Origin of the sequence: Streptomyces sp. Y2F8-2 (assembly GCF_014905555.1) — a bacterium.
Taxonomy (GTDB): Bacteria; Actinomycetota; Actinomycetes; order Streptomycetales; family Streptomycetaceae; genus Streptomyces; species Streptomyces cynarae.
On record NZ_BNGS01000006.1, the window covers coordinates 296545 to 319237 of the forward strand.

The 22693-nt window shown below is 72.8% G+C and carries 22 protein-coding genes; 9 read left to right on the forward strand and 13 right to left on the reverse strand.

Annotated elements, in window-relative coordinates; translation table 11 throughout:
* Positions 1 to 64: 64 nt before the first annotated feature.
* The gene (locus SY2F82_RS21950; RefSeq protein WP_200420856.1) at positions 65 to 802 is read right to left on the reverse strand and encodes a VOC family protein; all 738 of its coding nucleotides are present in this window, start codon (positions 800 to 802) and stop codon (positions 65 to 67) included.
* 155 nt (positions 803 to 957) lie between these two features.
* On the opposite strand from SY2F82_RS21950, the gene SY2F82_RS21955 reads away from it, so the two are divergent.
* Entirely contained in the window at positions 958 to 1593 is a 636-nt protein-coding gene (locus tag SY2F82_RS21955; protein WP_200421089.1) for a TetR family transcriptional regulator, read from the forward strand.
* Positions 1594 to 1720: 127 nt separating this feature from the next.
* Here SY2F82_RS21955 and SY2F82_RS21960 read toward each other — a convergent pair whose 3' ends face one another.
* Together SY2F82_RS21960 and SY2F82_RS21965 are read right to left on the reverse strand one after the other, a co-directional pair.
* Positions 1721 to 2194, reverse strand: a complete 474-nt coding sequence (locus SY2F82_RS21960) for a nitroreductase/quinone reductase family protein (RefSeq protein ID WP_200420857.1) — start codon at positions 2192 to 2194, stop codon at positions 1721 to 1723.
* Complete coding sequence (locus SY2F82_RS21965; RefSeq protein ID WP_200420858.1) at positions 2191 to 3450, reverse strand: acyl-CoA dehydrogenase family protein; 1260 nt, start codon at positions 3448 to 3450, stop codon at positions 2191 to 2193. The genes SY2F82_RS21960 and SY2F82_RS21965 overlap by 4 nt, the downstream gene beginning before the upstream one ends.
* A 99-nt stretch (positions 3451 to 3549) precedes the next feature.
* Between SY2F82_RS21965 and SY2F82_RS21970 the strand changes: the two genes are divergently transcribed.
* Positions 3550 to 4725 carry an acetyl-CoA acetyltransferase gene (locus tag SY2F82_RS21970; RefSeq protein WP_200420859.1) on the forward strand — a complete coding sequence of 392 codons (1176 nt, stop codon included), beginning with the start codon at positions 3550 to 3552 and terminating at the stop codon, positions 4723 to 4725.
* 43 nt (positions 4726 to 4768) lie between these two features.
* The gene (locus SY2F82_RS21975; protein WP_200420860.1) at positions 4769 to 5434 is read left to right on the forward strand and encodes a pyridoxal 5'-phosphate synthase; all 666 of its coding nucleotides are present in this window, start codon (positions 4769 to 4771) and stop codon (positions 5432 to 5434) included.
* A gap of 7 nt (positions 5435 to 5441) precedes the next feature.
* Here SY2F82_RS21975 and SY2F82_RS21980 read toward each other — a convergent pair whose 3' ends face one another.
* Genes SY2F82_RS21980 through SY2F82_RS21995 form a run of 4 tightly spaced genes read right to left on the reverse strand, consistent with a single transcriptional unit; the run spans position 5442 to position 7845 of the window.
* Complete coding sequence (locus tag SY2F82_RS21980; protein ID WP_200420861.1) at positions 5442 to 6311, reverse strand: GNAT family N-acetyltransferase; 870 nt, start codon at positions 6309 to 6311, stop codon at positions 5442 to 5444.
* A 39-nt stretch (positions 6312 to 6350) separates the two neighbouring features.
* Positions 6351 to 6965: a GNAT family N-acetyltransferase gene (locus SY2F82_RS21985; RefSeq protein ID WP_200420862.1), complete on the reverse strand. Its 615-nt coding sequence runs from the start codon at positions 6963 to 6965 to the stop codon at positions 6351 to 6353.
* A gap of 32 nt (positions 6966 to 6997) precedes the next feature.
* On the reverse strand, positions 6998 to 7396 hold the full coding sequence (locus SY2F82_RS21990) for a Zn-ribbon domain-containing OB-fold protein (protein ID WP_200420863.1): 399 nt from the start codon (positions 7394 to 7396) through the stop codon (positions 6998 to 7000).
* Positions 7393 to 7845 (reverse strand): DoxX family membrane protein, encoded by a 453-nt coding sequence (locus SY2F82_RS21995; protein WP_200420864.1) that lies wholly within the window; start codon positions 7843 to 7845, stop codon positions 7393 to 7395. Before SY2F82_RS21995 ends, SY2F82_RS21990 begins: the two co-directional genes overlap by 4 nt.
* 207 nt (positions 7846 to 8052) lie before the next feature.
* Here SY2F82_RS21995 and SY2F82_RS22000 point away from each other — a divergent pair, with 207 nt between their 5' ends.
* The 4 genes from SY2F82_RS22000 to SY2F82_RS22015 all read left to right on the forward strand — a co-directional run bounded on the left by SY2F82_RS22000 (position 8053) and on the right by SY2F82_RS22015 (position 13486).
* Positions 8053 to 9252: an NAD(P)/FAD-dependent oxidoreductase gene (locus tag SY2F82_RS22000; RefSeq protein ID WP_200420865.1), complete on the forward strand. Its 1200-nt coding sequence runs from the start codon at positions 8053 to 8055 to the stop codon at positions 9250 to 9252.
* Between the two features lie 460 nt (positions 9253 to 9712).
* Positions 9713 to 11938 carry an acetate--CoA ligase family protein gene (locus tag SY2F82_RS22005; protein ID WP_200420866.1) on the forward strand — a complete coding sequence of 742 codons (2226 nt, stop codon included), beginning with the start codon at positions 9713 to 9715 and terminating at the stop codon, positions 11936 to 11938.
* Between the two features lie 34 nt (positions 11939 to 11972).
* Positions 11973 to 12803, forward strand: coding sequence for an enoyl-CoA hydratase/isomerase family protein (locus SY2F82_RS22010; RefSeq protein ID WP_200421090.1), 831 nt, complete (start codon positions 11973 to 11975; stop codon positions 12801 to 12803).
* A gap of 77 nt (positions 12804 to 12880) precedes the next feature.
* The gene (locus SY2F82_RS22015; RefSeq protein ID WP_200421091.1) at positions 12881 to 13486 is read left to right on the forward strand and encodes a flavin reductase family protein; all 606 of its coding nucleotides are present in this window, start codon (positions 12881 to 12883) and stop codon (positions 13484 to 13486) included.
* Positions 13487 to 13516: 30 nt separating this feature from the next.
* Here the strand turns inward: SY2F82_RS22015 and SY2F82_RS22020 are convergent, their stop codons facing one another.
* Positions 13517 to 14821, reverse strand: coding sequence for an MFS transporter (locus tag SY2F82_RS22020; RefSeq protein WP_200420867.1), 1305 nt, complete (start codon positions 14819 to 14821; stop codon positions 13517 to 13519).
* Positions 14822 to 14892: 71 nt separating this feature from the next.
* Here SY2F82_RS22020 and SY2F82_RS22025 point away from each other — a divergent pair, with 71 nt between their 5' ends.
* Positions 14893 to 15903, forward strand: coding sequence for a GlxA family transcriptional regulator (locus tag SY2F82_RS22025; protein WP_200420868.1), 1011 nt, complete (start codon positions 14893 to 14895; stop codon positions 15901 to 15903).
* Between the two features lie 34 nt (positions 15904 to 15937).
* Here the strand turns inward: SY2F82_RS22025 and SY2F82_RS22030 are convergent, their stop codons facing one another.
* The 3 genes from SY2F82_RS22030 to SY2F82_RS22040 form a co-directional block, all read right to left on the reverse strand.
* Positions 15938 to 16987, reverse strand: coding sequence for a Zn-dependent alcohol dehydrogenase (locus SY2F82_RS22030; RefSeq protein WP_200420869.1), 1050 nt, complete (start codon positions 16985 to 16987; stop codon positions 15938 to 15940).
* Positions 16988 to 16997: 10 nt separating this feature from the next.
* On the reverse strand, positions 16998 to 18158 hold the full coding sequence (locus SY2F82_RS22035; RefSeq protein WP_200420870.1) for an acyl-CoA dehydrogenase family protein: 1161 nt from the start codon (positions 18156 to 18158) through the stop codon (positions 16998 to 17000).
* A gap of 313 nt (positions 18159 to 18471) precedes the next feature.
* Positions 18472 to 19371 (reverse strand): SDR family NAD(P)-dependent oxidoreductase, encoded by a 900-nt coding sequence (locus SY2F82_RS22040; RefSeq protein ID WP_200420871.1) that lies wholly within the window; start codon positions 19369 to 19371, stop codon positions 18472 to 18474.
* Between the two features lie 110 nt (positions 19372 to 19481).
* Here SY2F82_RS22040 and SY2F82_RS22045 point away from each other — a divergent pair, with 110 nt between their 5' ends.
* Complete coding sequence (locus tag SY2F82_RS22045) at positions 19482 to 20408, forward strand: cyclase family protein (protein WP_200420872.1); 927 nt, start codon at positions 19482 to 19484, stop codon at positions 20406 to 20408.
* A 407-nt stretch (positions 20409 to 20815) separates the two neighbouring features.
* On the opposite strand, the gene SY2F82_RS22050 is transcribed toward SY2F82_RS22045, so the two are convergent.
* A complete protein-coding gene (locus tag SY2F82_RS22050) occupies positions 20816 to 21325 on the reverse strand; it encodes an ATP-binding protein (RefSeq protein WP_200420873.1) in 510 nt (169 codons plus the stop codon).
* A gap of 487 nt (positions 21326 to 21812) precedes the next feature.
* Positions 21813 to 22688, reverse strand: coding sequence for an acyl-CoA dehydrogenase family protein (locus SY2F82_RS22055; protein WP_200420874.1), 876 nt, complete (start codon positions 22686 to 22688; stop codon positions 21813 to 21815).
* Positions 22689 to 22693: the final 5 nt, after the last annotated feature.

Here is a 22693-nt window from a genome sequence, read left to right on the forward strand (position 1 = left end):
GCATGGCGCACGAGGGTACGGGAAGCGGGCGCCCGCATGGTGGAACAGGGGCCTGCGGGGGCCGTCAGCGCTGGAGAAGCGCGAAGCTCGCCCCCTGGTCGTCGCTGACCACCGCCACCCGTCCGTACGAGGTGTCGAACGCCGGTACCTGTACGCGCCCGCCCAGCCGGGCCACCGCACCGAGCGCCGCCGCGCCGTCCCGGACGCCGAAGTGGACGAGGAAGTGCGGCGGCATCTCGGCGGGGAAGACGTCCTCGAGCGGAGCCCGCCCGAAGTCGGGGACGGCGCCGGGGCCGAACAGGGCGTCGTGGAAGAGGCCGGTGTAGAAGGTGTTCGCGGAAGCGGTGTCCCGCGTGTACAGCTCGGCCCAGGTGAAGGAGCCGGGTTCGTGCCGCTTGCCGAAGCCCGCGTGCGCACCGGCCTGCCAGAGCCCGAACACGGCGCCCTCGGGGTCGGCGGCCAGCGCGGCGGTGCCGAGGCCGTCCACGGGCTCGGGCAGGGCGACGACCTGGCCGCCGGCCGCCAGGATCCGCCGGGCCAGCGCGGTGGCGTCGGGGGTGGCGAAGTACACCGTCCAGACGGTGGGCATCCGCCCGTCGACCTTGCGGTTCAGCGCGGCCACCGGTTCGCCGCCGAGGTGCGCCCACACGGATGAGCCGGGCGCCTCCTCGAAGCTCCACCCGAAGAGCTCGCCGTAGAACCGCTTGCCCGCCTCGACGTCGGGCAACTGCGCGTCGATCCAGCACGGCACCCCCTCGGGGAAGGGGCCGTCGTGCGAAGACGATGGCGGATTTTCGGCCATGCTGCCAAGCTAACGTGCACGACCCGTGGAGCGCTCGCGGGGGTACTCCCTTTTCACCGCCCCCGAAGCGGGTGCAGGCCCCTGTACTCCCCATTTGCAGTCGGCCGAATCGCGCTTCGATCACCCCTCGGTAAGCTGACGGCATGACAGGACAAGTGCGTACCGTCGACGGCCGCGTGGCCGGTCGACGCGGGCAGGCGACGCGGCAGAAGCTGCTCGACTGCCTCAGCGAGATGCTCAGCTCCTCGCCTTACCGCGACGTCAAAGTCATTGATGTCGCCCGGAAGGCGGGGACGTCACCGGCGACCTTCTACCAGTACTTCCCGGACGTCGAGGGCGCCGTCCTCGAGATCGCGGACCAAATGGCCGCGGAGGGTGCCGGGTTGACCCAGCTGCTCGAAGGCCGCTCCTGGGCCGGGAAGGCCGGCTGGCAGACCGCGCAGGAACTCGTGGAGGGCTTCCTGGAGTTCTGGCGCAAACACGACGCCATCCTGCGCGTGGTGGACCTCGGCGCGGCCGAGGGTGACAAGCGCTTCTACAAGATCCGCATGAAGATCCTCAACTCGGTGAACAACTCCCTCGCGGACTCGATCTCCGAGCTCCAGTCCAAGGGCAGGGTCGACAAGGACGTGAACCCGGCGGCCGTGGCGGGCGCGCTCGTGGCGATGCTGGCGTCCGTGTCCTCCCACCAGAAGGGCTTCACGTCCTGGGGCGTCAAGCAGGCCGAACTGAAGCCGAACCTCGCGTTGTTGGTGTACCTGGGCGTCACCGGCAGGAAGCCGACGAAGTAGCCTCCCGGCCACGGCACTCGCCGCGACGGCGCAAGTCCTGTCACCGAGGCGGCGGTTCACCCGAGTGGACCGCCGCCTGTCGCGCCGTCCGGCCCACCGTGCCAGTGCCCCGTGTCCAGGAGTGCGGTCACCGCGGTACCACCCGGAACAGCCGGATCTCCCGCTCCACCCGCTCCTGATACGTGGCGTACGGCGGCCAGAACGCCAGCACCGCCTTCCAGGCGGCCTCCCGCTCCCGCCCCCGCAGCAGACGGGCCGTGACCGGGATGTCCTCGCCCCTCCAGTTGATCTCCGCGTCGGGGTGGGCGATGAGGTTGTGGGTCCAGGCGGGGTGGCCGGGCCGGCCGAAGTTGGAGCCGATCAGGAGCCAGCCGCCGCCCTCCTCCGGCATGCACGCGAGCGGCGTACGGCGTGCGAGGCCGCTTCTCGCGCCGGTGGACGTGAGGATCACGCCCGGCAGCATCTGCGCGCTGAGCAGCACCTTTCCACCGGTCAACCGGTGCACCGCGCGGTCCAGGGCGGGCACGACGTGCGGCGCGGCCCTGGCGAAGGCCCGCGTGGAGGACACCTTCTGCACGATCCGTACACCGAGGGCCGTCACACCGCCACCTCCCCGCGTTCGAAGAGCCCCGCCGCGTCCGCCGCGTGCGCCCGCAGCCGGTGCACGGGCCCGAACAGCAGCTCGTCGCCGGTGGCCCGTTTGAAGTAGAGATGCACCGCGTCCTCCCAGGTGAAACCGATGCCGCCGTGCAACTGGATCCCCTCGGCCGCGGCGGTCCGCAGCGCCTGAAGGGCCTGGGCGAGGGCGAGCCCGCCGACCAGCCCGCCCGTCTCCCGCCACCGCCCTCCCAAGGAGCCTCCCCCGGTGCTCGACGCCTGAGGGCACCCCCATCGCGCCGCACCTCCCGATTCCTTCCCACCGGCCCACGCCGCGTAGTACGCCGCCGAGCGCGCCGCGCGTACCCGCACGTACACGTCGGCCAGCCGGTGCTTCACGGCCTGGAAGGACCCGATGGGCCGCCCGAACTGCTCCCGCTGCCCGACGTACTCGACGGTTCGCTCCAGCACCCGGTCGGCGGCGCCCACGGCCTCGCAGGCGAGCACGGCGGCGGCGCGGTCCCCGACGGAGGCGAGCGCCCCCGCCACATCGGCACCGTCCTCACCGAGCAACTCAGCCTCCACATCGCGCAGTTGGATCCGGGCGCAGGGCCGCGTCTGGTCCAGGGCGGTCTGCCGCGTACGGACGGCACCGTCCCGTACGAGGAACAGCAGCGTCCGCGACCGCGCGAACCCGCCGGCGTGCGCGGCCACGACCAGCAGCCCGGCGCTGTGCCCGTCGAGGACCTGCGCCGCCTCCCCGTACAGCCGCCAGGTGCCGGCCGCCCGCCGCGCCTGGACGCCACCGGCGCGTCCGCCGCCCGCCCAGTCGCCCCGGTTGTCCCCGGCGAGGGCGAGGGCGGTGGCGAGGGCGGCGCCCGGGACGGCGAGGGTGGCGGTCAGCTCTCCGGCGGCGATCCGGGGCAGCAGCGCGGCGCGCTGGGCATCGGTGCCCAGCGCGAGCAGCAGGGGCGCGGCGAGGACCGCGGTGGCGAGCAGCGGGGAGGGGGCGAGGGTCCGGCCCACCTCCTCGCAGGCGAGAGCGAGGTCGGTCGTGCCGCAGCCCGCCCCGCCGTACGCCTCGGGGAGCGCCAGCCCGGGCAGACCGAGCTGCCCGCCGAGGGCGGCCCACAGGGCGGGGTCGTACCCGGCGGCGGTCGAGGCGGCGGCGCGCACGTCCTCGGGCCCGCAGCGCTTGGCCAGCACCTCGCGCACCGTACGGCGGATCTCGTCCTGTTCGGCGGTGAAGCGGGTGTCCATGTGCGACCGCCCTTCGCTATCTGATGGACCGTCATATTAGGCGAACGGTCTTCGTGCGCACAGGACCGGCGGCAAGAAATCTGATGTACCGTCAGATTCATGACTCCCAGGTCCGGTCCACGCGCCGCGGTCGTCGGCGTGGCGCTCTCCGACTGCGGGCGGGTGGACGACGCGACCCCGTACGCCCTGCACGCCCAGGCCGCCCGCCGCGCCCTCGCCGACGCGGGCCTGGATCGTGCGGTGATCGACGGCTTCGCCTCCGCCGGGCTCGGCACACTGGCACCGGCGGAGGTGGCCGAGTACCTCGGCCTGCGGCCCACCTGGGTCGATTCCACCTCGGTCGGCGGCTCCACCTGGGAGGTCATGGCGGCCCACGCGGCGGACGCGATCGCGGCGGGCCACGCCCGGGCGGTGCTGCTGGTCTACGGTTCCACGGCCCGCGCGGACTTGAGGGCGGGCCGCCGCTCGGGCACCCTGTCCTTCGGCGCCCGCGGCCCGCTGCAGTTCGAGGCGCCGTACGGCCACACGCTGATCGCCAAGTACGCGATGGCGGCCCGCCGCCACATGCACGCCCACGGCACGACGATCGAGCAGCTGGCCGAGGTGGCGGTGCAGGCCCGGGCCAACGCGGCGGCCAACCCGGAGGCCATGTTCCGGGACCCGGTCACGGTCGAGGACGTCCTGGCGGGTCCGGTGATCGCGGACCCCTTCACCAAGCTGCACTGCTGCATACGCTCCGACGGCGGGGCGGCGGTCCTGCTGGTGGCCGGGGAACTGGTACGGGACTGCCGTACGCGGCCGGTGTGGGTGCTGGGGGCCGGAGAGCACGTCTCGCACACGACGATGTCCGAGTGGCCGGACTTCACGGTGTCCCCGGCTGCGGTGAGCGGCCGCCTCGCCTTCGAGCGGGCCGGGGTGCGCCCGGCGGAGATCGACTTCGCGGAGATCTACGACGCCTTCACCTACATGACGCTGGTGACACTGGAGGACCTCGGCTTCTGCGGGAAGGGCGAGGGCGGGGCGTTCGTGGAGAAGGGACGGCTGCTGGTGGCGGGCGGGGAGCTGCCGGTGAACACGGACGGGGGCGGGCTGTCCGCCCAGCATCCGGGGATGCGGGGGCTGTTCCTGCTGGTGGAGGCGGTACGGCAACTGCGGGGCGAGGCCGGGGCACGGCAGGTCCGCAAGGGGGGCGGACGGCTGCCGGAGTTGGCGGTGGCGTCGGGGACGGGCGGCTGGTTCTGTTCGTCGGGGACGGTGGTGCTGGGACGGGGGTGAGCGCGGCAGGGACGGCGTTCCCGGGTGACGGATACTCGGGGGCATGGCAACGGATCTTCACGAGCTGCTCAGGTCCCTGCGGGTGTGGGACCCGGAGTCCACCGAGCTGCCCGCCTTCGACCCGGCGGCGGCGCCCGGGGAGCCGCTCACGCTGTTCACGGAGTGGTTCGCGCAGGCGGTGGCGGCGGGGCAGACCGAGCCGCACACCATGTCGCTGGCGACGGCGGACCCGGACGGCACACCCGACGTGCGGATCGTGATGCTGCACGGCGCGGACGCGGACGGCTGGTCGTTCGCGACGCACGCGGGCAGCCGCAAGGGCCGGCAGCTGGCGAACCGGCCGTATGCCGCCCTCGGCTTCTACTGGCCCGTGCAGGGCCGCCAGATCCGGGTGCGCGGCCCGGTCACGGCCGCGCCCTCGCAGGAGGGGCAGGCGGATCTGCACGCCCGCTCGACCGGGGCGCTGGCGGCTGCGCTCACGGGCCGTCAGAGCGAAGTACTGGGCTCCACCGAGGAATTGGCGCGGACGTCGGAGCAGGCCTGGGAGCAGGCGCAGCGCGAGCCGGACGCCCCGGTCCCGTCCTGGACGCTGTACCGCCTCCGGCCCGAGGAGGTGGAGTTCTTCCAAGGGGACGCCAGGCGCCGGCACGTGCGGCTCCGCTACCGCCGTACGGAGGCCGGCTGGGCGACGGAACTGCTGTGGCCGTGAGGGAGCGTCAGACGTCCCCGAACTCGTACACCGCGAAGTCCGCCACCGGCCGGTAGCCGAGCCTCTGGTAGAGGCCGTTGCTCGTGGGGTTCGCGAGGTCGGTGAAGAGCAGCACCTCCTTGGCGCCCGCGTCGAGCGCGGCCCGGCTGACCGCTGCGGTGGCGGCGCCTGCGTAGCCGCGGCCGCGCAGCGGGGCGGGGGTGTAGACGGTGGCGACGCGGACCTGCCCGGCGACCTCGGGTGTCACGCTCGCCATCGAGACGGGCGTACCGTCGGGGAGCTCCCAAAGCGTGACGCCACCGTGTGCGAGCCTTCCCTCGGCCCATCGGTCGGGATCCTGCACCGTCTCCCCGACGTCCGCGCAGAACCCGGCGTACCACCGCGCGACCAGCTCGTGGTCGTCCACCGCGGCGACGCGGGCGCGACCGGACGGCGCGGGGTCGGGCGGGGTGAGGGTGCCGAGGCGGTAGAGCCGTTGGCGCATCCCGAGGCGGGCGGGTGCACCGGTGCGGCGCGCCCAGGCGGTGATGAACGCGGCCACCGCATCCGCCGGCCCCATGACGGACGGCACCGCTCGCCCGTCCTCGGCCAGCCGTGCCGCCAGCGCCTCGGCGGCCCCCTCGGTGAGCGGCGTCAGGTTGAGCGGGTAGGGCGGTGTCCGGAAGACGGTGGCCCGTACGGCGCCGTTGCCGTCCACGAGTCGGCCGAAGTACGGCGCTTCCTCGCCGAACGAGGCGGGTCCGTCCGTCCGCAGCCTGTCGGTGACCGTCAGCTGGACGGTGTGCAGCGCGGGCTCGGACCACAGGAACTCCCCGGCCCGGTCGAGGAACTCCTCGAGATCATCGGTGAACTGCCAGTCGTACGCGTCTGAGGCCATGGGCCACGATCTCGTGAACCACCGTGCCTCGCATGCGATTTACGCCTCCTGGCGGGGCCCCGGCGGCTCCGGATCGCTCGCGATCCTGGCGTGCAGATGCACGTCCCGGAACGCGTCGTGCCGCCCCGCTGCGAACATCGCGTCGCGCAGCGTCCCCTCGTACTGGAAGCCGCACCGCTCGGCGATACGGCAGGACGCCTCGTGGCCGAGGGCGTGGCCCAGTTCCAGGCGGTGCAGGCCGAGGTCGGTGAGGGCCCAGTGGGCGGCGAGCGCGAGCGCTCGGGTGGCGACGCCGTGGCCACGGGCCTCGGGGAGCACCCAGTAGCCGACGCGGGCCAGGCTCAGGACACGGTCGATCTCGTTGACGCCGATGTGCCCCAGTGTCGTACCGCTCGCCGCGTCCGTGATCCGGAACGACACGCTGCTCCCGTTCGCCGTGCCCTCCGCCTTCGACCGCAGCGACTCGGCCGCGTCGGCCCTGTCCCGCACGATCTTCAGCGGCGTGTTCCACTGCGTGAAATCCGGGTCGGTCAGCCCCCGGAACCATGCCTCGAGGTGGGCGTCGGACTCCGGGTCCCAGAGACTCAACCGCAGACCGTGGCCCTGGAGTTCGGGAACGGGGTGGCTGAGGGACCTCTCGCGTATGTCGGCCATCCGGCCATTCAATCAATCCGGGCCGGATGCGATCACCGTTTTTCCCGCGGCCGGAACACGGGCACGCCCTCCCTGAAGGCCGCCTCCAGTGCCATGCCGACCCGCAGCCCGGACGGTTCGCACCCCACCACCTCGGTCATCATCCGCGGCCCCTCCGCGAGGTCGACCACGGCGGCGACGTACGGCGTGCGCCCGTCGAAGGGCGGCAGGTCGTTGCGGTGGACGACGGACCAGGTGTAAAGGGTCGCCCGGCCGCTCGCCGGCTCCCAGGTCACGCCGTCGCTCCAGCAGAACGGGCAGAACTCACGCGGGTAGTGGTGGGCGCTCCCGCAGGCCGCACAGCGGCGGACCAGCAGCCGTCCCCGCGCCGCCGCGTCCCAGTAGGGGCGGGTGAAGGCGTCCACGTCGGGGACGTCGAAGCGCCCGCTCACCGGAACAGCCCCAGCGCGCCGTCCACCGACCAGGTCTGCCACGACATCCCGAACAGCGCCACCACCGAGATCAGCGCCATCATCGAGTTCTGGCCCTGCTCGGCCCAGTCGTGGATCATGAGGACGAAGTAGAGGACGTTGAGCACGAGCCCGCCGATCAGGGCGATCGGTGTGAGGAAGCCGGTGATCAGCCCGAGTCCGAGGGCGAGTTCCGCGTACGCCACCACGTACGCCATCGCCTTCGGCCGGGGCGCGACCACCGCGTCGAAGCCGCTGCGCACCGCGGTCCAGCGGTGCTCGGCTGCGATCTCAGCGGCCCACGCGATCCCGGTGCCCCGCTCGAACCACGCCTTCTTGTCCTTGTGCCGCCAGCTCTCCAGCCACCACAGCCCGAGCCCGATACGCAGCACGGCGAGCCATTCCCCGCCGCTGAGCCAGATCGTGTCCATGGGCTCTCCTGCCGCCGAGCGGATCTGACGGTATGTCAGTTCAGCTCATGCGCGGCACACATGCAAGAGGACGGCCCACCGCTCCGCCACAACCGGTCCGCCTGCGCCACCGGACCCACCCACTCCCCCTACAGCCGTGATCAATTCGCAACCGATTCCGGTCTTGACCGAGACCCATCAACGCTGCGCGTGGTTACGCTCCCGCTCATGGCCGACTCGTCTTCCGCTTCACCGCCTGCCGTGGTGCCCGCCCACGAGGACCGACCGGTGTACGTCGTCGGCGGCGGCCCCGGCGGTCTCGCCGCCGCGTACGCGTTGCGCGCCCAGGGCGTACGGGCCGTCGTACTGGAGAAGTCCGACCGGGTCGGAGCGTCCTGGCGGCGCCACTACGACCGGCTGCACCTGCACACCACGCGGCGCCTGTCCGCCCTGCCCGGGCTGCCGATGCCGCGGTCCTTCGGACGGTGGGTGTCCCGCGACAACGTGGTGCGCTACCTCGAGAAGTACGCCGAGCACCACCAGTTGGAGATCGTCACCGGCGTCGAGGTCTCCCGCATCGACCCCGCCCCCGACGGCACCGGCTGGCTGCTGCACGCCACCGGCGGCCGCCGGCTGACCGGCAGCGCCGTCGTCGTCGCCACCGGCTACAACCACACCCCGCGCGTGCCCGACTGGCCCGGCCGCGACGCCTTCACCGGCGAGCTCCTGCACGCCGGCGAGTACCGCGACGCGAAGCCCTACGCCGGCCGCGACGTCCTCGTCGTCGGCGTCGGCAACACCGGCGCCGAGATCGCCGTCGACCTGGTGGAGGGCGGCGCCTCGCGGGTGCGGCTGTCGGTACGGACGGCGCCCCACATCCTGCGGCGCTCGACCGCCGGGTGGGCCACCCAGTACACGGGCGTGCTCGTACGGCGGCTGCCGGTGGGACTCGTCGACCGGCTGGCCCGGCCGGTGACGCGGCTGAGCGTGCCGGACCTGTCGGCGTACGGGCTGCCCCGGCCCGGCACCGGGCTGTACAGCAGGGTCAAGGACGGCTCGATCCCCGTGCAGGACGTCGGGCTCATCGACGCCGTGCGCAAGCGGCGGGTCGAGGTGGTGGCGGCCGTCGAGGGCTTCGAGGGCGGCAAGGTCGTCCTCGCCGACGACAGCCGGATCGAGCCGGACGCCGTGATAGCCGCGACCGGGTACGTCCGCGCCCTGGAGGGCCTCGTCGGGCACCTCGGCGTGCTCGACGCCCGCGGCAGACCGGTCGTCCACGGTGCCCGCACCCCGGGCACCGCCCCCGGCCTGTACTTCACCGGCTTCACCAATCCGATCAGCGGCATGCTCCGCGAACTGGCCATCGACGCACAGAAGATCGCGAAGGCCGTCGCCCGCCAGGTGGAGCGGACGCGCGCCGCAGGCTGACACCGACCGGGCGGGTGCGGCGCGGCGGTCGCCGACCGCGACCGGCGACCGACCCGGCGCCTCCCACACGGCCGACCGACCACCGACCACCGGCGACCGACCCGGTGTGTCCGGCGCGACGGCCGGCCCGTGCGTCGGGCACGGTGGTCGGTTGGCCCGTCCGGCAGCTACAGGCGACCGGCCCGGTGACTCGGGCACGGCGGTCGCCGACCCGGCCACCGACTACAGGCGACCGGCCCGGTGACTCGGGCGCGGCGGTCGCCGACCCGGCCACCGACTGCGGGCGACGGACCCTGTGACTCCGGCACGGCGGTCGCCGACCCGGCCACCCGCGTCGCCGGGCACCTCCTCCCGCAACCTCCCGTGTCCTCGCGCGCCCCATCTCTTCCTGACCCCGCGCCGGTTCAGTAATCTGACAGAGCGTCAGTTACTGAGCCGTCACACGGAAGCGGGCGGAGCGATGCTTGGATCGACCCACGGCACCCTGACCACCGACTCCCGCCGGGCCCGCGTCGCCGCCTGCGGGGAACCGCCTTCGCCCGTGGTGCGGGGCCGGGCCGCCGACGCCGGTGACCTCGATGTCAGCGGGCGGCCGCTGCATGCCGACGTGCCCGACCTGGACCGGTTCTTCCGCCCCGAGTCCGTCGCCGTCGTCGGTGCCTCCGACGCCGAGGGGCGCCCCCACACCGGCATCACCCGGCAGCTGCTCACCTGGGCCGAGCGGGTCGGCGCCCGGCTGCACCCCGTGCACCCCACCCGTCAGTCCGTCTTCGGCATGCCCTGCTCTCCTTCCGTAGCGGACCTGCCCGAACAGGTCGACCTCGCCGTGCTCCTCGTCTCCGACCCGCTCCCCGTGCTGGAGGAACTGGGAGCGGCGAAGGTGAAGTTCGCCGTCGTCTTCGCCTCCGGGTTCGCCGAGACCGGCCAGGAGGGAGCCGCCGCCCAAACGGTGCTCGCCTCCGCCGCCCGGCGGGCCGGGGTGCGGCTGCTCGGGCCGAACACCAACCTCAACGCCTTCGAACGGTTCCGGGACGACCTCGACGGGCCGGCCATCGCCCTCATCACCCAGTCCGGACACCAGGGACGTCCCGTCTTCGCCCTGCAGGAGCTCGGCATACGGCTCTCCCACTGGGCTCCCACCGGCAACGAGGCCGACCTGGAGACCGCCGACTTCCTCTCCTACTTCGCCGAGCGGCCCGAGGTAGGCGCCATCGCCTGCTACATCGAGGGCCTCAAGGACGGCCGCGCCTTCCTGCTGGCCGCCGACCGGGCCGCCCGACGCGGTGTGCCGGTCGTCGCGGTCAAGGTCGGCCGCACCGAGGCCGGTGCCCGCACCGCCGCCTCACACACCGGCAAGCTGACCGGCGCGGACGACGTGATCGACGCGGCGATGCGGCAGTACGGGGTGATCCGCGTCGACGGGCTGGACGAACTCCAGGACACCGCCACCCTGTTGGCCCGCGCTCGCACCCCGCGCGCCGACGGTGTCGTCGTCTATTCGATCTCGGGCGGCACGGGCGCGCACGTCGCGGACCTGGCGGCCGGGGCGGGGCTGCGGCTGCCGGTGCTGTCCGAGGCCAAGCAGGCCGAGCTGCACCAGTGGATCCCCGCGTACCTGAGCGTCGCCAACCCCGTCGACAGCGGTGGTCACCCGGTGGGCGACGAGCGCGGACGGAAGATCATCGACGCGCTCCTGGACGACCCGGAGGTGGGCGTGCTCATCTGCCCGATCACCGGGCCCTTCCCTCCGCTGAGCGACAAGCTGGTGCGGGACCTGGTGGACGCGGCGGAGCACACGGACAAGCTGGTGTGCGTGGTGTGGGGGTCGCCGGTCGGCACCGAGGCCGCCTACCGCGAGACGCTGCTGGGCTCCTCGCGCGTGGTCACCTTCCGCACGGTCGCGAACTGCGTCTCGGCCGTCCGCGCCCACCTCGACCACCAGCGCTTCGTGCGCGGCTACCGCTCCCCCTTCGACGAGGCACCCCGCACCCCCTCGCCCTCCTTCCGCAAGGCGCAGGCCCTGATGCGGCCCGGGCAGCAGCTGAGCGAGCACGCGGCGAAGCAGCTGCTGCGGGCGTACGGCATCCGCGTACCGCGCGAGCAGTTGGTGACCAGCGCGGCGGCGGCGGTGCGCGCGGCGGGGCTCGTGGGCTACCCGGTGGTGATGAAGGCTTCCGGCGCCCAGATCGCCCACAAGACGGAGCTCGGACTCGTGAAGATCGGGCTGACCTCCGCCAGCCAGGTCCGGGAGGCCTACCGGGAGCTGACCGACATCGCGCGCTACGAGGGGATCAAGCTCGACGGTGTGCTCGTGTGCCAGATGGTCGAGCGGGGTGTCGAGATGGTCGTCGGCGTCTCGCACGACCGGCTCTTCGGGCCCACGGTGACCGTGGGACTCGGCGGCGTGCTGGTCGAGGTACTGCGGGACGCGGCCGTGCGCGTGCCGCCCTTCGGCGAGGAGCAGGCGCGGGACATGCTCTCCGAGCTGCGCGGGCGGGCCCTGCTGGACGGGGTGCGCGGGCGCCCCGCGGCCGACCTCGACGCGCTCGTCGAGGTGGTGCTCCGCGTCCAGCGCATGGCGCTCGAACTCGGGGACCGGATCGCGGAGCTGGACATCAATCCGCTGATGGTGCTGCCCAGGGGGCAGGGAGCCGTGGCGCTGGACGCGCTGGCGGTGTGCCGCTGAGGCCCGGATCAGCCGACTCACGAAACGGATCATGATGACGTCCTCCCCCGAAGACTCCGTGGACACCGAAGATCCCGTCGAGTCATTGGTACTGCACACCACTGACAATCACGTCGTGCACCTCACCCTCAACCGCCCCGACTCCCTCAACGCCATCACCCCTGACCTGCGCGAACTCCTCATCCAAGAACTTCAGGACGCCTCCGCGGACCCCGCCGTGCGCGCCGTCGTCCTCACGGGCGCCGGACGCGGATTCTGCGCCGGCGCCGATCTGCGCGGCGGGGCGGGGTCCGCCGAGCGGATCGCCGGTGACGTCGCACGGACCATCCGCCGGGGCGCCCAGCGGCTGATCGCCGCGGTCCTCGACTGCGAGAAGCCGGTGATCGCCGCGGTGAACGGCACCGCCGCCGGACTCGGCGCCCATCTCGCCCTCGCCTGCGACCTGGTCCTCGCGGCCGAGTCGGCGAAGTTCATCGAGGTGTTCGTGCGCCGCGGCCTGGTCCCGGACGGCGGCGGGGCGTATCTGCTGCCCCGGCTGGTCGGCCCGCAACGCGCCAAGGAACTGATGTTCTTCGGCGACGCCCTGCCGGCCACGGCCGCGGAACGCCTGGGCCTGGTCAACCGTGTCGTGCCGGGGCACGCCCTGGAGAAGACGGCCCGCGAGTGGGCCGCCCGCCTGGCCGCCGGCCCCACCCGCGCCCTGGCCCTCACCAAGCAACTGGTCAACGCCTCCCTGGACACCGACCGCGCCACCTCCTTCGCGGCCGAGGCCACGGCCCAGGAGATCAACATGACGACGGCGGACGCCCGGGAGGGCGTGGCGAGCTTCGTGGAGCGGCGGGAGCCCCGCTACCACGGCCGCTGAGGCCCGTGCGGACCTTCGCTTCCGATGTCACTTCCGGCTTCACTTCTGACGTACCGTCAGTTTCAATGGGTGACGTGATGGGACACGCAGGGATGGCCGCCACCGCCGTCCGTTACCTCAGGTCCATCGGGGCGCGCACGGTCGCGGGGCCCGTCGAAGCGTTGCCGCGCCCGGAGTTGCGGGCCGTGCGGGAGGATGAGCGGGCGTCCGTCGACTCGGCCGAATTCCGGCGCGTTCTGGGAAACTTCGCCACCGGTGTCACCGTTGTCACTGCGCCGGCGGCGGACGGTGAGGTGAGCCCCGCCGGCTTCGCCTGTCAGTCGTTCTCGTCGCTTTCCCTGGAACCGCCGCTGGTCGTGTTCATGGTCGGCCGGGCCTCGAGCACCTGGCCGCGGATCGCCCGCGCCGGGGTGTTCTGCGTGAACGTGCTCGCCGCCGACCAGGGCGAGCTGTGCCGAGGCTTCGCGGTGAGCGGCGGGGACAAGTTCGCCGGGGTCCGGCACGGGACGGCACCCTTCTCCGGCGCCCCGCGCCTCATCGGCGCCACGGCGTGGATCGACTGCGCGATCCACGCCGTGCACACCGGCGGCGACCATCTCATCGTGGTGGGCCGGGTGGAGGCCCTGGGGGCGGGCGACGGGGACGACAGGCCGCTGCTGTTCCACAAGGGGCGGTTCCTCTAGGGCCACGCCCCGGAGGAACCGCCGGCCGGGTCAGGCCAGTGCCGGTGCTCCCGCCGGGCGGCGCCGGATCACCAGGGCCATCAGGGCCGCCGCCGCGCACAGCGCCCCCGCCGCGTACCAGACCACGTCGTAGGAGCCGAAGGTGTCCCGGGCCACGCCGCCGAGGAAGGCGACCAGGGCCGCGCCGACCTGGTGGGAGGCGAGGACCCAGCCGAAGACGATGGCGCTGTCCTCGCCGTACTGCTCCCGGCACAGCGCCAGCGTGGGCGGGACCGTGGCGACCCAGTCCAGGCCGTAGAAGACGATGAAGAAGATCATCGGCGGATGGACGGACGGGGCCAGCAGCATGGGCAGGAACAGCAGCGAGGTGCCGCGCAGGGCGTAGTACACGGCGAGCAGGCGGCGCGGCTCGAAGCGGTCCGTGAACCAGCCGGAGGCGATCGTGCCCACCACGTCGAAGACGCCGATGACCGCGAGCAGCGAGGCCGCCGCCGTGATCGGCATGCCGTGGTCGTGGGCCGCCGGGACGAAGTGGGTCTGGATCAGGCCGTTGGTGGAGGCGCCACAGATCGCGAAGGTGCCGGCCAGCAGCCAGAACGGGCCCGTGCGCACCGCCGAGAACAGCACGGTGACGGCGCGGCGGGCGGCGCCCCGCGCAGGCTCCGGCTTCGGTACGAACTCCTCGGCGCCGTACGGCTTCTGACCCACGTCCGCCGGGTGGTCGCGCAGCAGCAGCCAGACGAAGGGGACGACCGCGAGGGCGGCCAGGGCCACCGTCACCGCGGCCGGGCGCCAGCCGTGGCGCTCCACCATCCAGGACAGCAGGGGCAGGAAGATCAGCTGCCCGGAGGCCGAGCCCGCGGTGAGGATGCCGCTCACCAGGCCGCGCCGCGTGGTGAACCAGCGGTTGGTGACCGTCGCCGCGAAGGCCAGCGCCATCGAGCCGGAGCCCAGGCCCACCAGCAGACCCCAGCACAGCAGGAGCTGCCAGGGCGCCGTCATCCACACGGTCGCGCCCGAGCCGAGTGCGATCACCACGAGGGCGACGGCGACCACCCTGCGGATGCCGAAGCGGTCCATCAGGGCGGCGGCGAAGGGGGCGGTCAGGCCGTACAGCGCGAGGTTGATCGACACCGCCGCGCCGATCGTGCCGCGCGACCAGTGGAACTCCTGGTGCAGCGGGTCGATCAACAGGCCCGGCAGCGAACGGAATGCCGCGGCGCCGATGATCGTCACGAAGGTGACGGCGGCGACGAACCAGGCGCGGTGGATGCGGGTCGTCCGGGTCGGTCGTGGTTCCTCGACAGTGGGTGCGGTGGCGGTTGTCTGGGTCACGTCATAGATCTTCGGGCCTGGGTCCTTCCGAATCGAGTGGCCCGAGGGACAGCATTCGCTAGGATCAGGCCATGACCCGTGAGCCCACGTTCCGGCCGCACCGCGTCGTCGTCCTCGCCCTCGACGGGCTGCTCCCCTTCGAACTGGGCATCCCGCACCGGATCTTCGGGCGTCCCAAGGACGCCGAGGGCCGGCACCTGTACGAGGTCGTCACCTGCTCGGTCCGGCCACCGGGCCCGGTCGAGACGGACGCCGACTTCTCCATCCACGTCGAGAACGGCCCGGAGGCCCTGGCCACCGCCGACACCGTGATCGTCCCGGCGTCCTACGAGCTGGGCCCGGTCTTCGAAGAGGGCGTGCTGACCGACGAGCTGGCCGCCGCGCTCGCCCGTATCCGGCCCGGCACCCGGCTCGCCTCCATCTGCACCGGCGTCTACGTCTTCGCAGCCGCAGGCCTTCTCGACGGGCGCCCCGCCACCACGCACTGGGCCGAGGCCGCGCACTTGCAGCGGCTCTTCCCCCGGATCAAGGTCGATCCGGACGTCCTGTTCATCGACGACGGCGACATCCTGACCTCCGCGGGCGTCGCGGCCGGGATCGACCTGTGCCTGCACATGGTGCGCCGCGACCACGGCAGCGCCGTGGCCAACGAGGTGGCCCGCCGCACGGTCGTCCCGCCGCACCGCGACGGCGGCCAGGCCCAGTACATCCACCGCCCGGTCCCCGAGCCGCAGCTGGCGACCACCACCGCCGCCCGCGCCTGGGCGCTCGGCCGCCTCCACGAACCGATCCAGCTGCGCGACATGGCGGAGCAGGAAGCCATGTCCGTACGCACCTTCACACGCCGCTTCCGCGAGGAGGTCGGCATGAGCCCGGGCCAGTGGCTCACCCAGCAGCGCGTCGAACGGGCCCGCCATCTGCTGGAGTCCACCGACCTGTCGATGGACCAGGTGGCGCGGGACGCCGGTTTCGGCACCGCCCAGTCGATGCGCCAGCACCTCCAGGCGGCCCTCGGCGTCACGCCCACCACGTACCGGCGGACCTTCCGCACGGGGTCCGCCGACCCGGCCGTCACTCCCTAGTGCCGCGGCAGGCTCACCGGGCGGGCGGGCCGGGTCAGAACGTCAGCACCGCCCTCGCCACCCGCCCCGCGTGCGCGTCCGCGGCCGCCTTCTCGTAGTCCTCCACCGGGTAGGTCGCCGTCACCAACTCGTCCAGCAGCAGGCGGCCTTCGCGGTACATCCGGGCGTAGCGCGCGATGTCCCGCTGGGGACGGGAGGAGCCGTAGCGGCAGCCCAGGACGGCCTTGTCCAGGTACATCGACGAGACCAGGAACGACGCCTCGGCCGTCGCCGGCGGGACGCCGAGGAGCACCGCCTGTCCATGGCGGTCCAGGGCGTCGACGGCCGCGCGGATCAGCTCCACCCGGCCCACGCACTCGAACGCGTGATCGGCGCCGGTGGGGAGGACGTCCTTCACGTCGTCCGTCGAGGTCAGGAAGTCGGTCGCGCCGAACCGGCGGGCCACCGCCTCCTTCGCCGGGTTGGCGTCCACTGCCACGATCCGTGAGGCGCCCGCGATCCGCGCGCCCTGGAGGACGTTGAGGCCGATTCCGCCCGTTCCGATGACGAGGACCGTGTCGCCCTGGTCGACCCGGGCACGGTTCAGTACGGCGCCCACCCCGGTCAGGACTCCGCAGCCGATCAGGGCCGCCGACGGCAGCGGGATGTCCCTGGGGACGCGGACCGCCTGGACGGCCTTGACGACCGTACGTTCGGCGAAGGCGGAGGTGGAGGCGAACTGGTACACCGGCCCGCCGCCCCGCGTGAACGGGCGGCCGGGGCGGCCGATCGCCTGCCGGCACATGGTCGGGCGACCGCGGTCGCAGTCCGCGCACGTCCCGCAGTTGGCCAGGGTGGAGAGCGCCACGTGGTCACCGGGTGCGACATGGGTGACGCCCGCGCCGACCGCTTCCACCACACCGGCGCCCTCATGGCCGAGCACCACGGGAACGGGGAAGGGGATGGTCCCGTCGACCACGGAGAGGTCGCTGTGGCACAGCCCCGCCGCGCAGATCGCCACTTGGACCTCGCCGGGACCCGGGTCCCGGACCTCCAGGTCGTCCACGACCTGGCTCTGGGTGCCGTCGTAGAGCACGCCTCGCATCGCAACCCCCTCAACCCTTGGTTCCCCTGGGTTCCTTCGGCAGGCCGAGCACGCGCTCGGCGATGATCGTGCGCTGGATCTCGTCGGAGCCGCCGTAGATGGTGTCGGCCCGGCTGAACAGGAACAGGTGCTGGAGCGGGTCCAGCTCGTACGGTGCCGTGGGCGACCAGTCGGCGGGGCCTGCCGCGCCTGCCGCGCCCCTGACCTGCATCGCGAGTTCGCCCAGGCGCTGGTGCCAGTGGGCCCACAGCAGTTTGGCCACGCTGGGCGCGGCCGGGTCCGTCGTGTCGCCGAGGGTGCGCAGGGCGTTCCAGCGCATCGTGCGCAGTTCGGCCCACTGGGTGACCAGGCGGTCGCGCAGGACGGGGTCCTCCGCCGCGCCGGTGGCCAAGGCCGTGCGGACGACCTCGGCGAGTTCGTTCGCGAAGCCGATCTGCTGGGCGAGGGTGGAGACGCCGCGTTCGAAGCCGAGCAGGCTCATCGCCACGCGCCAGCCGTTGCCCTCGCCGCCGACGACGTGTTCGGCGCGGGCCGTCGCCCCGTCGAAGAACACCTCGTTGAACTCGCTGGTTCCGGTGAGCTGGCGGATGGGGCGGACCTCGATACGGCCGGGCTGGTCCATCGGGACGAGGAGGAACGTCAGGCCGTGGTGGCGGTGGGAGGTGGGGTCGGTGCGGGCGAGGACGAAGCACCAGTCCGCCTCGTGGGCGAGGGAGGTCCAGGTCTTCTGGCCGGTGACGCGGTACGAGGTGGGGGTGTCGCGTACGGCGGCGGTGCGCAGGCCCGCCAGGTCGGAACCGGCGCCGGGTTCGCTGTAGCCCTGGCACCAGAGTTCGTCGCCCCGGGCTATGGGCGGCAGGAAGCGGGCCTTCTGGGCCTGGGTGCCGTGGGTGAGGAGGGTGGGGGCGAGGAGGTTCTCCCCTATGTGGCCGGAGCGGGGTGGTGCCTGGGAGCGGGCGTACTCCTCCGCCCAGACGACCTGTTGGGTGAGGGTGGCGCGGCGGTTGCCGTAGCCGTCCTCGGGCCAGGACAGGCCGATCCAGCCGGCTCGGCCGAGGGTGCGTTCCCAGGATCGGCGGGTGTGGGTGTGGGGGGTGCCGAGGTGGGCTTCCAGCCAGGTGCGGGCCTGTGCACGGAACGCCTCGTCCTGCGGGTCGGGCTCGAAGTCCATGGTTCCGCCTTGTGTCGTCTGCCGGTGCTCTGTGGTGCGGGCCGGAGGGTTTCTCGCCCCCGCCGCCCCTCCCCGTCCCGTCCCTGGGGGCTGCGCCCCCAGACCCCCGCTTCGGCCTGACGGCCTCGTCCTCGAACTCCCCCCGCCATAAGGGACGCGAGGAACTGCGCGACCAGCCACAACGAACCCGTGGCCGCCAACACACCCGCAACCCCGAGCGCTACCGCGCCCCGCGCAAACCCAGCCCGAACGGCACCACGCAAACCCAGCCCGAGCGCCACCGCGCAAACCCAGCCCGAACGGCACCGCAGGCTCAGCGGCCGCGGCGGGCCGCCCTCTCCATCGCCTCCACCTGCTCCAGTAGCGGCATCGGGTCCGTCCCCACCGTTCCCGGCAGGAAGTCCGCGATCCTCTCCGGGGTCCACGCGCCCTCCGCGTACGCCGCCCTCAGCTCCCTCGGCTGTGCCCAGACCGCCAGTTTCGGGCCCGCGATCGTGTACACCTGGCCCGTGACGCCCTCCTCCTTCGCGCGGTCGGACAGGAGGTAGACCACCAGCGCCGCCACGTCCTCGGGGTCGCCGATCTCCTTGAGTTCCATGGGGACGTTCGCCGACATGCGGGTCCGGGCCACCGGGGCCACCGCGTTCGCCGTCACCCCGTACTTGTGCAGGCCCAGGGCCGCGCTGCGCACCAGCGAGATGATGCCGCCCTTCGCCGCGCTGTAGTTGGCCTGCGACACCGAGCCCTGGTGGTTGCCGCTCGTGAAACCGATCAGCGTGCCCGAGCGCTGCTGCCGCATCACCGCCGACGCCGCGCGGAACACCGTGAACGTGCCCTTGAGGTGTGTGGCGAGCACCGGGTCCCACTCCTGCTCGGTCATGTTGAACAGCATCCGTTCGCGCAGGATGCCCGCCACGCACACCACCCCGTCCAGGCGGCCGTACGCCGCGAGCGCCCGGTCCACCACCCGCTGCCCGCCCGCCATGGTCGAGATGTCGTCGGCGACCGCGACGGCCTCCCCGCCCGCCGCCTCGATCTCCTTGACCACGGCGTCGGCGATCTCGCTCGTGGGCGAGGCGCCGTCCACCGAGACCCCGTAGTCGTTGACGACGACCCGCGCCCCCTCCGCCGCTGCGGCCAGCGCCACCGCCCGTCCGATGCCCCGGCCCCCGCCCGTCACCGCGACGACCTTGCCCGCCAGGAAGTTCGCCATGCTCAGCCCCTCCCCTTGCCCTTCCGGAGTTTCTGACGGTTCGTTAGATTCTCTCGCAGTCGGATTTTACGGGTCGTCAGATACTCCGAGACAAGCCCCCGGGAGGGCCGATGTCACTGCCCGGCGAGTTCCATGAGATCGCGAAGCGCGTGAACAACTGGGGGCGCTGGGGCCCGGAGGACGAGATCGGCACGCTGAACCTCGTCACCGACCAGGTGGTACGCGAGGCCGTGACCTGTGTGCGCAGTGGGCGGCGGATACCGCTCGCCCTTCCGCTCCAACAGGACGGAGTGCAGACCGGCGTCATCCCGGGGCGGGTCAATCCGCTGCACGTGATGGTGCAGATCAACCAGGAGATCTTCGGCCCGGGCACGGTGGCGTGCAGCGACGACGCCGTGACCATGGGCCTCCAGGCGGCCACGCACTGGGACGCGCTCCCGCACGTATCGCACTCCGGGAAGCTCTACAACGGCCGTCCGGCCGGCACGGTGACAGCCCACGGCGGCGCCGCGTTCAGCGGGATCGACAAGACGCGGCACATCGTCTCCCGGGGGGTGCTCCTGGACATCCCCCGGGCGCTCGGCCGGGAGCGGCTCGAGGGTTCGTACGCGGTCACGCCGGAGGATCTGGACGCGGCCGAGGAGTTCGCCGGTACGCGGGTGCGGGCGGGTGACATCGTCCTCGTGCGGACCGGGCAGATCCGCACCTATCTCTCGGGCGGCACACAGGCCTACGGGTATCCCTCGCCGGGGCTGTCGGTGCGGACCCCGGAGTGGTTCCACGCGCACGATGTGGCGGCCGTCGCGAACGACACGCTCACCTTCGAGGTCTTTCCCCCCGAGATCGAGGATCTGTGGCTGCCCGTGCACGCCCTCCACCTCGTGGAGATGGGGATGCCGCAGGGGCAGAACTGGAACCTCGAGGAGTTGTCCACAGCCTGTGGACAAGAGGGGCGCTACGCCTTCCTGCTGTCCGCGACACCCGAACCGTTCGTCGGCGGTACGGGAAGCCCCGTGGCACCCGTGGCCGTCCTGTGAGCCGGAGATGCCGAACCGGCCGACGGCGCACCGCCGGCCGGTTCGGCATCTCCGCCCGCCCCCGGACGGTCCCCCCGGGCCGCCCGACCCTGCAAGAGCCGGGGCCGAAGCACGATCCGCACTCGTCGAGGGCTCCCGTCACCCGAGTCCTCGGCGTCCCCTCACGACGGATCGCCGAACACAAGCGTGATCAACCAGACACACGGCGTCAACAGGCCCTCGGCGATTCCTCACGTATGCCGTTCTTGTGACGGCGCGTACAGAAGCAGACCCCGGCGCACTCGCCCGCGACCCACTCCAGGCAGCCATGCCCGTACGACCGTCGAGCCGCCCGTGCCCAGGCGCATGCACCGGCGCCCCGGGCAACCGCCCGGTCCGGTCCGCTCACGCCTCGCCGTAGGGTCCCGTCACACCACGCCGTACGCGAACCGAGGCGCCGCCTCCACGCCGCAGGCCGCCACCTCCACGCCGCACACCGTCGCCCCGTCCTCGGCCGGCGTCGCGCAGCGGTCCACCTCGCACCAGATGCGCTTGCCCGCACCCTCGGCGTCCCAGCCCCAGCGGTCGGCGAGCCCGTCGACCAGCTCCAGGCCGCGCCCCCCGGTCTCCTCGCCCCCCGCGTGCCGGGGCTGCGGCGGGCGGGCGCTGCGGTCGGCGACCTCCAGACGGACGGTGCCCGCAGGGGCGCCGGAGGGGCCGTCGCATGCGCCGGTCAGCAGCAGGCGCAGCACGGCGGGACAACCGGTGTGTACCACGGCGTTGGTGACCAGTTCCGAGACGAGCAGGATCAGCGTCTCGGCCAGCGGTTCGTCCGCCGCTATGCCCGACCCGGCAAGGCGCGAGCGCGCCCACCGCCGGGCCCGACCCACTTCAGCGGGGTCGGGCCGGATCTCCAGCTGCACTTGAAGCACCTGCACCGCTCACACCATCCGAACCGGCGGACACATCGCCTCGCGCCTCACAAGGGCCACGATCGTGGTCATCGTCTGCATGGCAGGAACCAGGATCACGGACCGTGATTCCCTTGCACGACAGCATGGTTGACGTACAGTCACCCCAACAAGCGCTTCGGGCATATTCCAGCGCGAAGGAGTACGCGTACGCCATACTGTGCGACGCTTGCCACGATGAGTCGAACAGGCAGGCACGACGGGCCGCCCTGCCTCGCGAACGGTGCACATCGCCGGATCCGGCGCCGCCTCAGGGGCCGCACCGTGGTGGATCGGGCTCAGAACCGCTCGCATCCCACACAAGGTACCGGAGCCCTCCCGCGACTCCACCCCGTGACAAGTCACGCGTAGGACACAACCCGGTATCAACGCTCCGTGATTCCGGACTGCCACAATCCGCGACATCCAGGTCCGAGTGCGGCGAATAGTCCCTGCTCAGGGCCTTCTACCCCGCCTATGAGAGCAGTTCCCCAGCGAGCTTTTCCTCACTCTGTGCACTCGAACCCATACGCTGGGTCCGTACCCATGCTCGCTTCAGGTGCAGGTGCACCTCCGCCTCCCATGTGAAGCCCATACCGCCGTGCACCTGGAGGCAGTCGCGGGCGCAGCGGACGGCCGCCTCGTCGGCGAGCAGACGGGCCGCGGCGATGTCGAGGGGATCGGCGGTGACGGCGGCGGCGTACACCGCGGCGCGGGCCGTCTCCACCCGTACCAGGCTCTCGGCGCACAGGTGTTTGACCGCCTGGAAGGCCCCGATCGGTTGACCGAACTGCTCCCGGGTCCGCGCGTGCTCCGCCGCCAGCTCACAGGTCCGCGCGGCGCCGCCGAGCTGTTCGGCGGCGGTGAGGAGGACCGCGACGGGGTCTTGCGGGCGGTCTTCGGCGGTCCGGGCGACCCGGTGCAGGGGCGTCAGCGGGTCCACCGAGGCCAGGGGCAGGACACCGGTCGCGTCACCCCGGACGACGTCCGCCTCCCCCAGCCACTCCACGAGCCCGCCGTACGCCGCCGTGACCACCGTCTGTCCGCTCGCCGCGCCCGGCACCTCGCCCGCCGCAAGGTGGGTGGCCACCAGTGGGCCGGGCAGCAGCGCCCGGCCGGCCTCCTCGAAGGCCAGGACCGCCTCCGGCAGGCCCAGTCCGACCCCGCCGTCCGCCTCCGGCAGCCGCAGCGCGAAGAAGCCCGCCTCGCCCAGTTCCCGCCACAGCCCACGGTCGAGCGCACCGGGCCGGTCCACGGCGGCCCTCAGCGCGCTCCGGCCGAAGCGACGCCGGAGCAGACCGCGCACGCCTGCCCGCAAGGCCCGCTGGTCGTCGGTCGGCTGGAAGCGCACGGCCG

Bases quoted from the DNA above. Each gene is read 5' to 3' on its own strand.
- SY2F82_RS21975 (WP_200420860.1), top strand. From the start codon at position 4,769: ATGGCAACGGATCTTCACGAGCTGCTCAGGTCCCTGCGGGTGTGGGAC.
- SY2F82_RS21980 (WP_200420861.1), bottom strand. From the start codon at position 6,311: ATGGCCTCAGACGCGTACGACTGGCAGTTCACCGATGATCTCGAGGAG.
- SY2F82_RS22000 (WP_200420865.1), top strand. From the start codon at position 8,053: ATGGCCGACTCGTCTTCCGCTTCACCGCCTGCCGTGGTGCCCGCCCAC.
- SY2F82_RS22030 (WP_200420869.1), bottom strand. From the start codon at position 16,987: ATGCGAGGCGTGCTCTACGACGGCACCCAGAGCCAGGTCGTGGACGAC.
- SY2F82_RS21995 (WP_200420864.1), bottom strand. From the start codon at position 7,845: ATGGACACGATCTGGCTCAGCGGCGGGGAATGGCTCGCCGTGCTGCGT.
- SY2F82_RS21970 (WP_200420859.1), top strand. From the start codon at position 3,550: ATGACTCCCAGGTCCGGTCCACGCGCCGCGGTCGTCGGCGTGGCGCTC.
- SY2F82_RS22040 (WP_200420871.1), bottom strand. From the start codon at position 19,371: ATGGCGAACTTCCTGGCGGGCAAGGTCGTCGCGGTGACGGGCGGGGGC.
- SY2F82_RS22025 (WP_200420868.1), top strand. From the start codon at position 14,893: ATGACCCGTGAGCCCACGTTCCGGCCGCACCGCGTCGTCGTCCTCGCC.
- SY2F82_RS22005 (WP_200420866.1), top strand. From the start codon at position 9,713: ATGCTTGGATCGACCCACGGCACCCTGACCACCGACTCCCGCCGGGCC.
- SY2F82_RS21985 (WP_200420862.1), bottom strand. From the start codon at position 6,965: ATGGCCGACATACGCGAGAGGTCCCTCAGCCACCCCGTTCCCGAACTC.
- SY2F82_RS22015 (WP_200421091.1), top strand. From the start codon at position 12,881: ATGGGACACGCAGGGATGGCCGCCACCGCCGTCCGTTACCTCAGGTCC.
- SY2F82_RS21950 (WP_200420856.1), bottom strand. From the start codon at position 802: ATGGCCGAAAATCCGCCATCGTCTTCGCACGACGGCCCCTTCCCCGAG.
- SY2F82_RS22045 (WP_200420872.1), top strand. From the start codon at position 19,482: ATGTCACTGCCCGGCGAGTTCCATGAGATCGCGAAGCGCGTGAACAAC.
- SY2F82_RS22035 (WP_200420870.1), bottom strand. From the start codon at position 18,158: ATGGACTTCGAGCCCGACCCGCAGGACGAGGCGTTCCGTGCACAGGCC.
- SY2F82_RS21965 (WP_200420858.1), bottom strand. From the start codon at position 3,450: ATGGACACCCGCTTCACCGCCGAACAGGACGAGATCCGCCGTACGGTG.
- SY2F82_RS22010 (WP_200421090.1), top strand. From the start codon at position 11,973: ATGACGTCCTCCCCCGAAGACTCCGTGGACACCGAAGATCCCGTCGAG.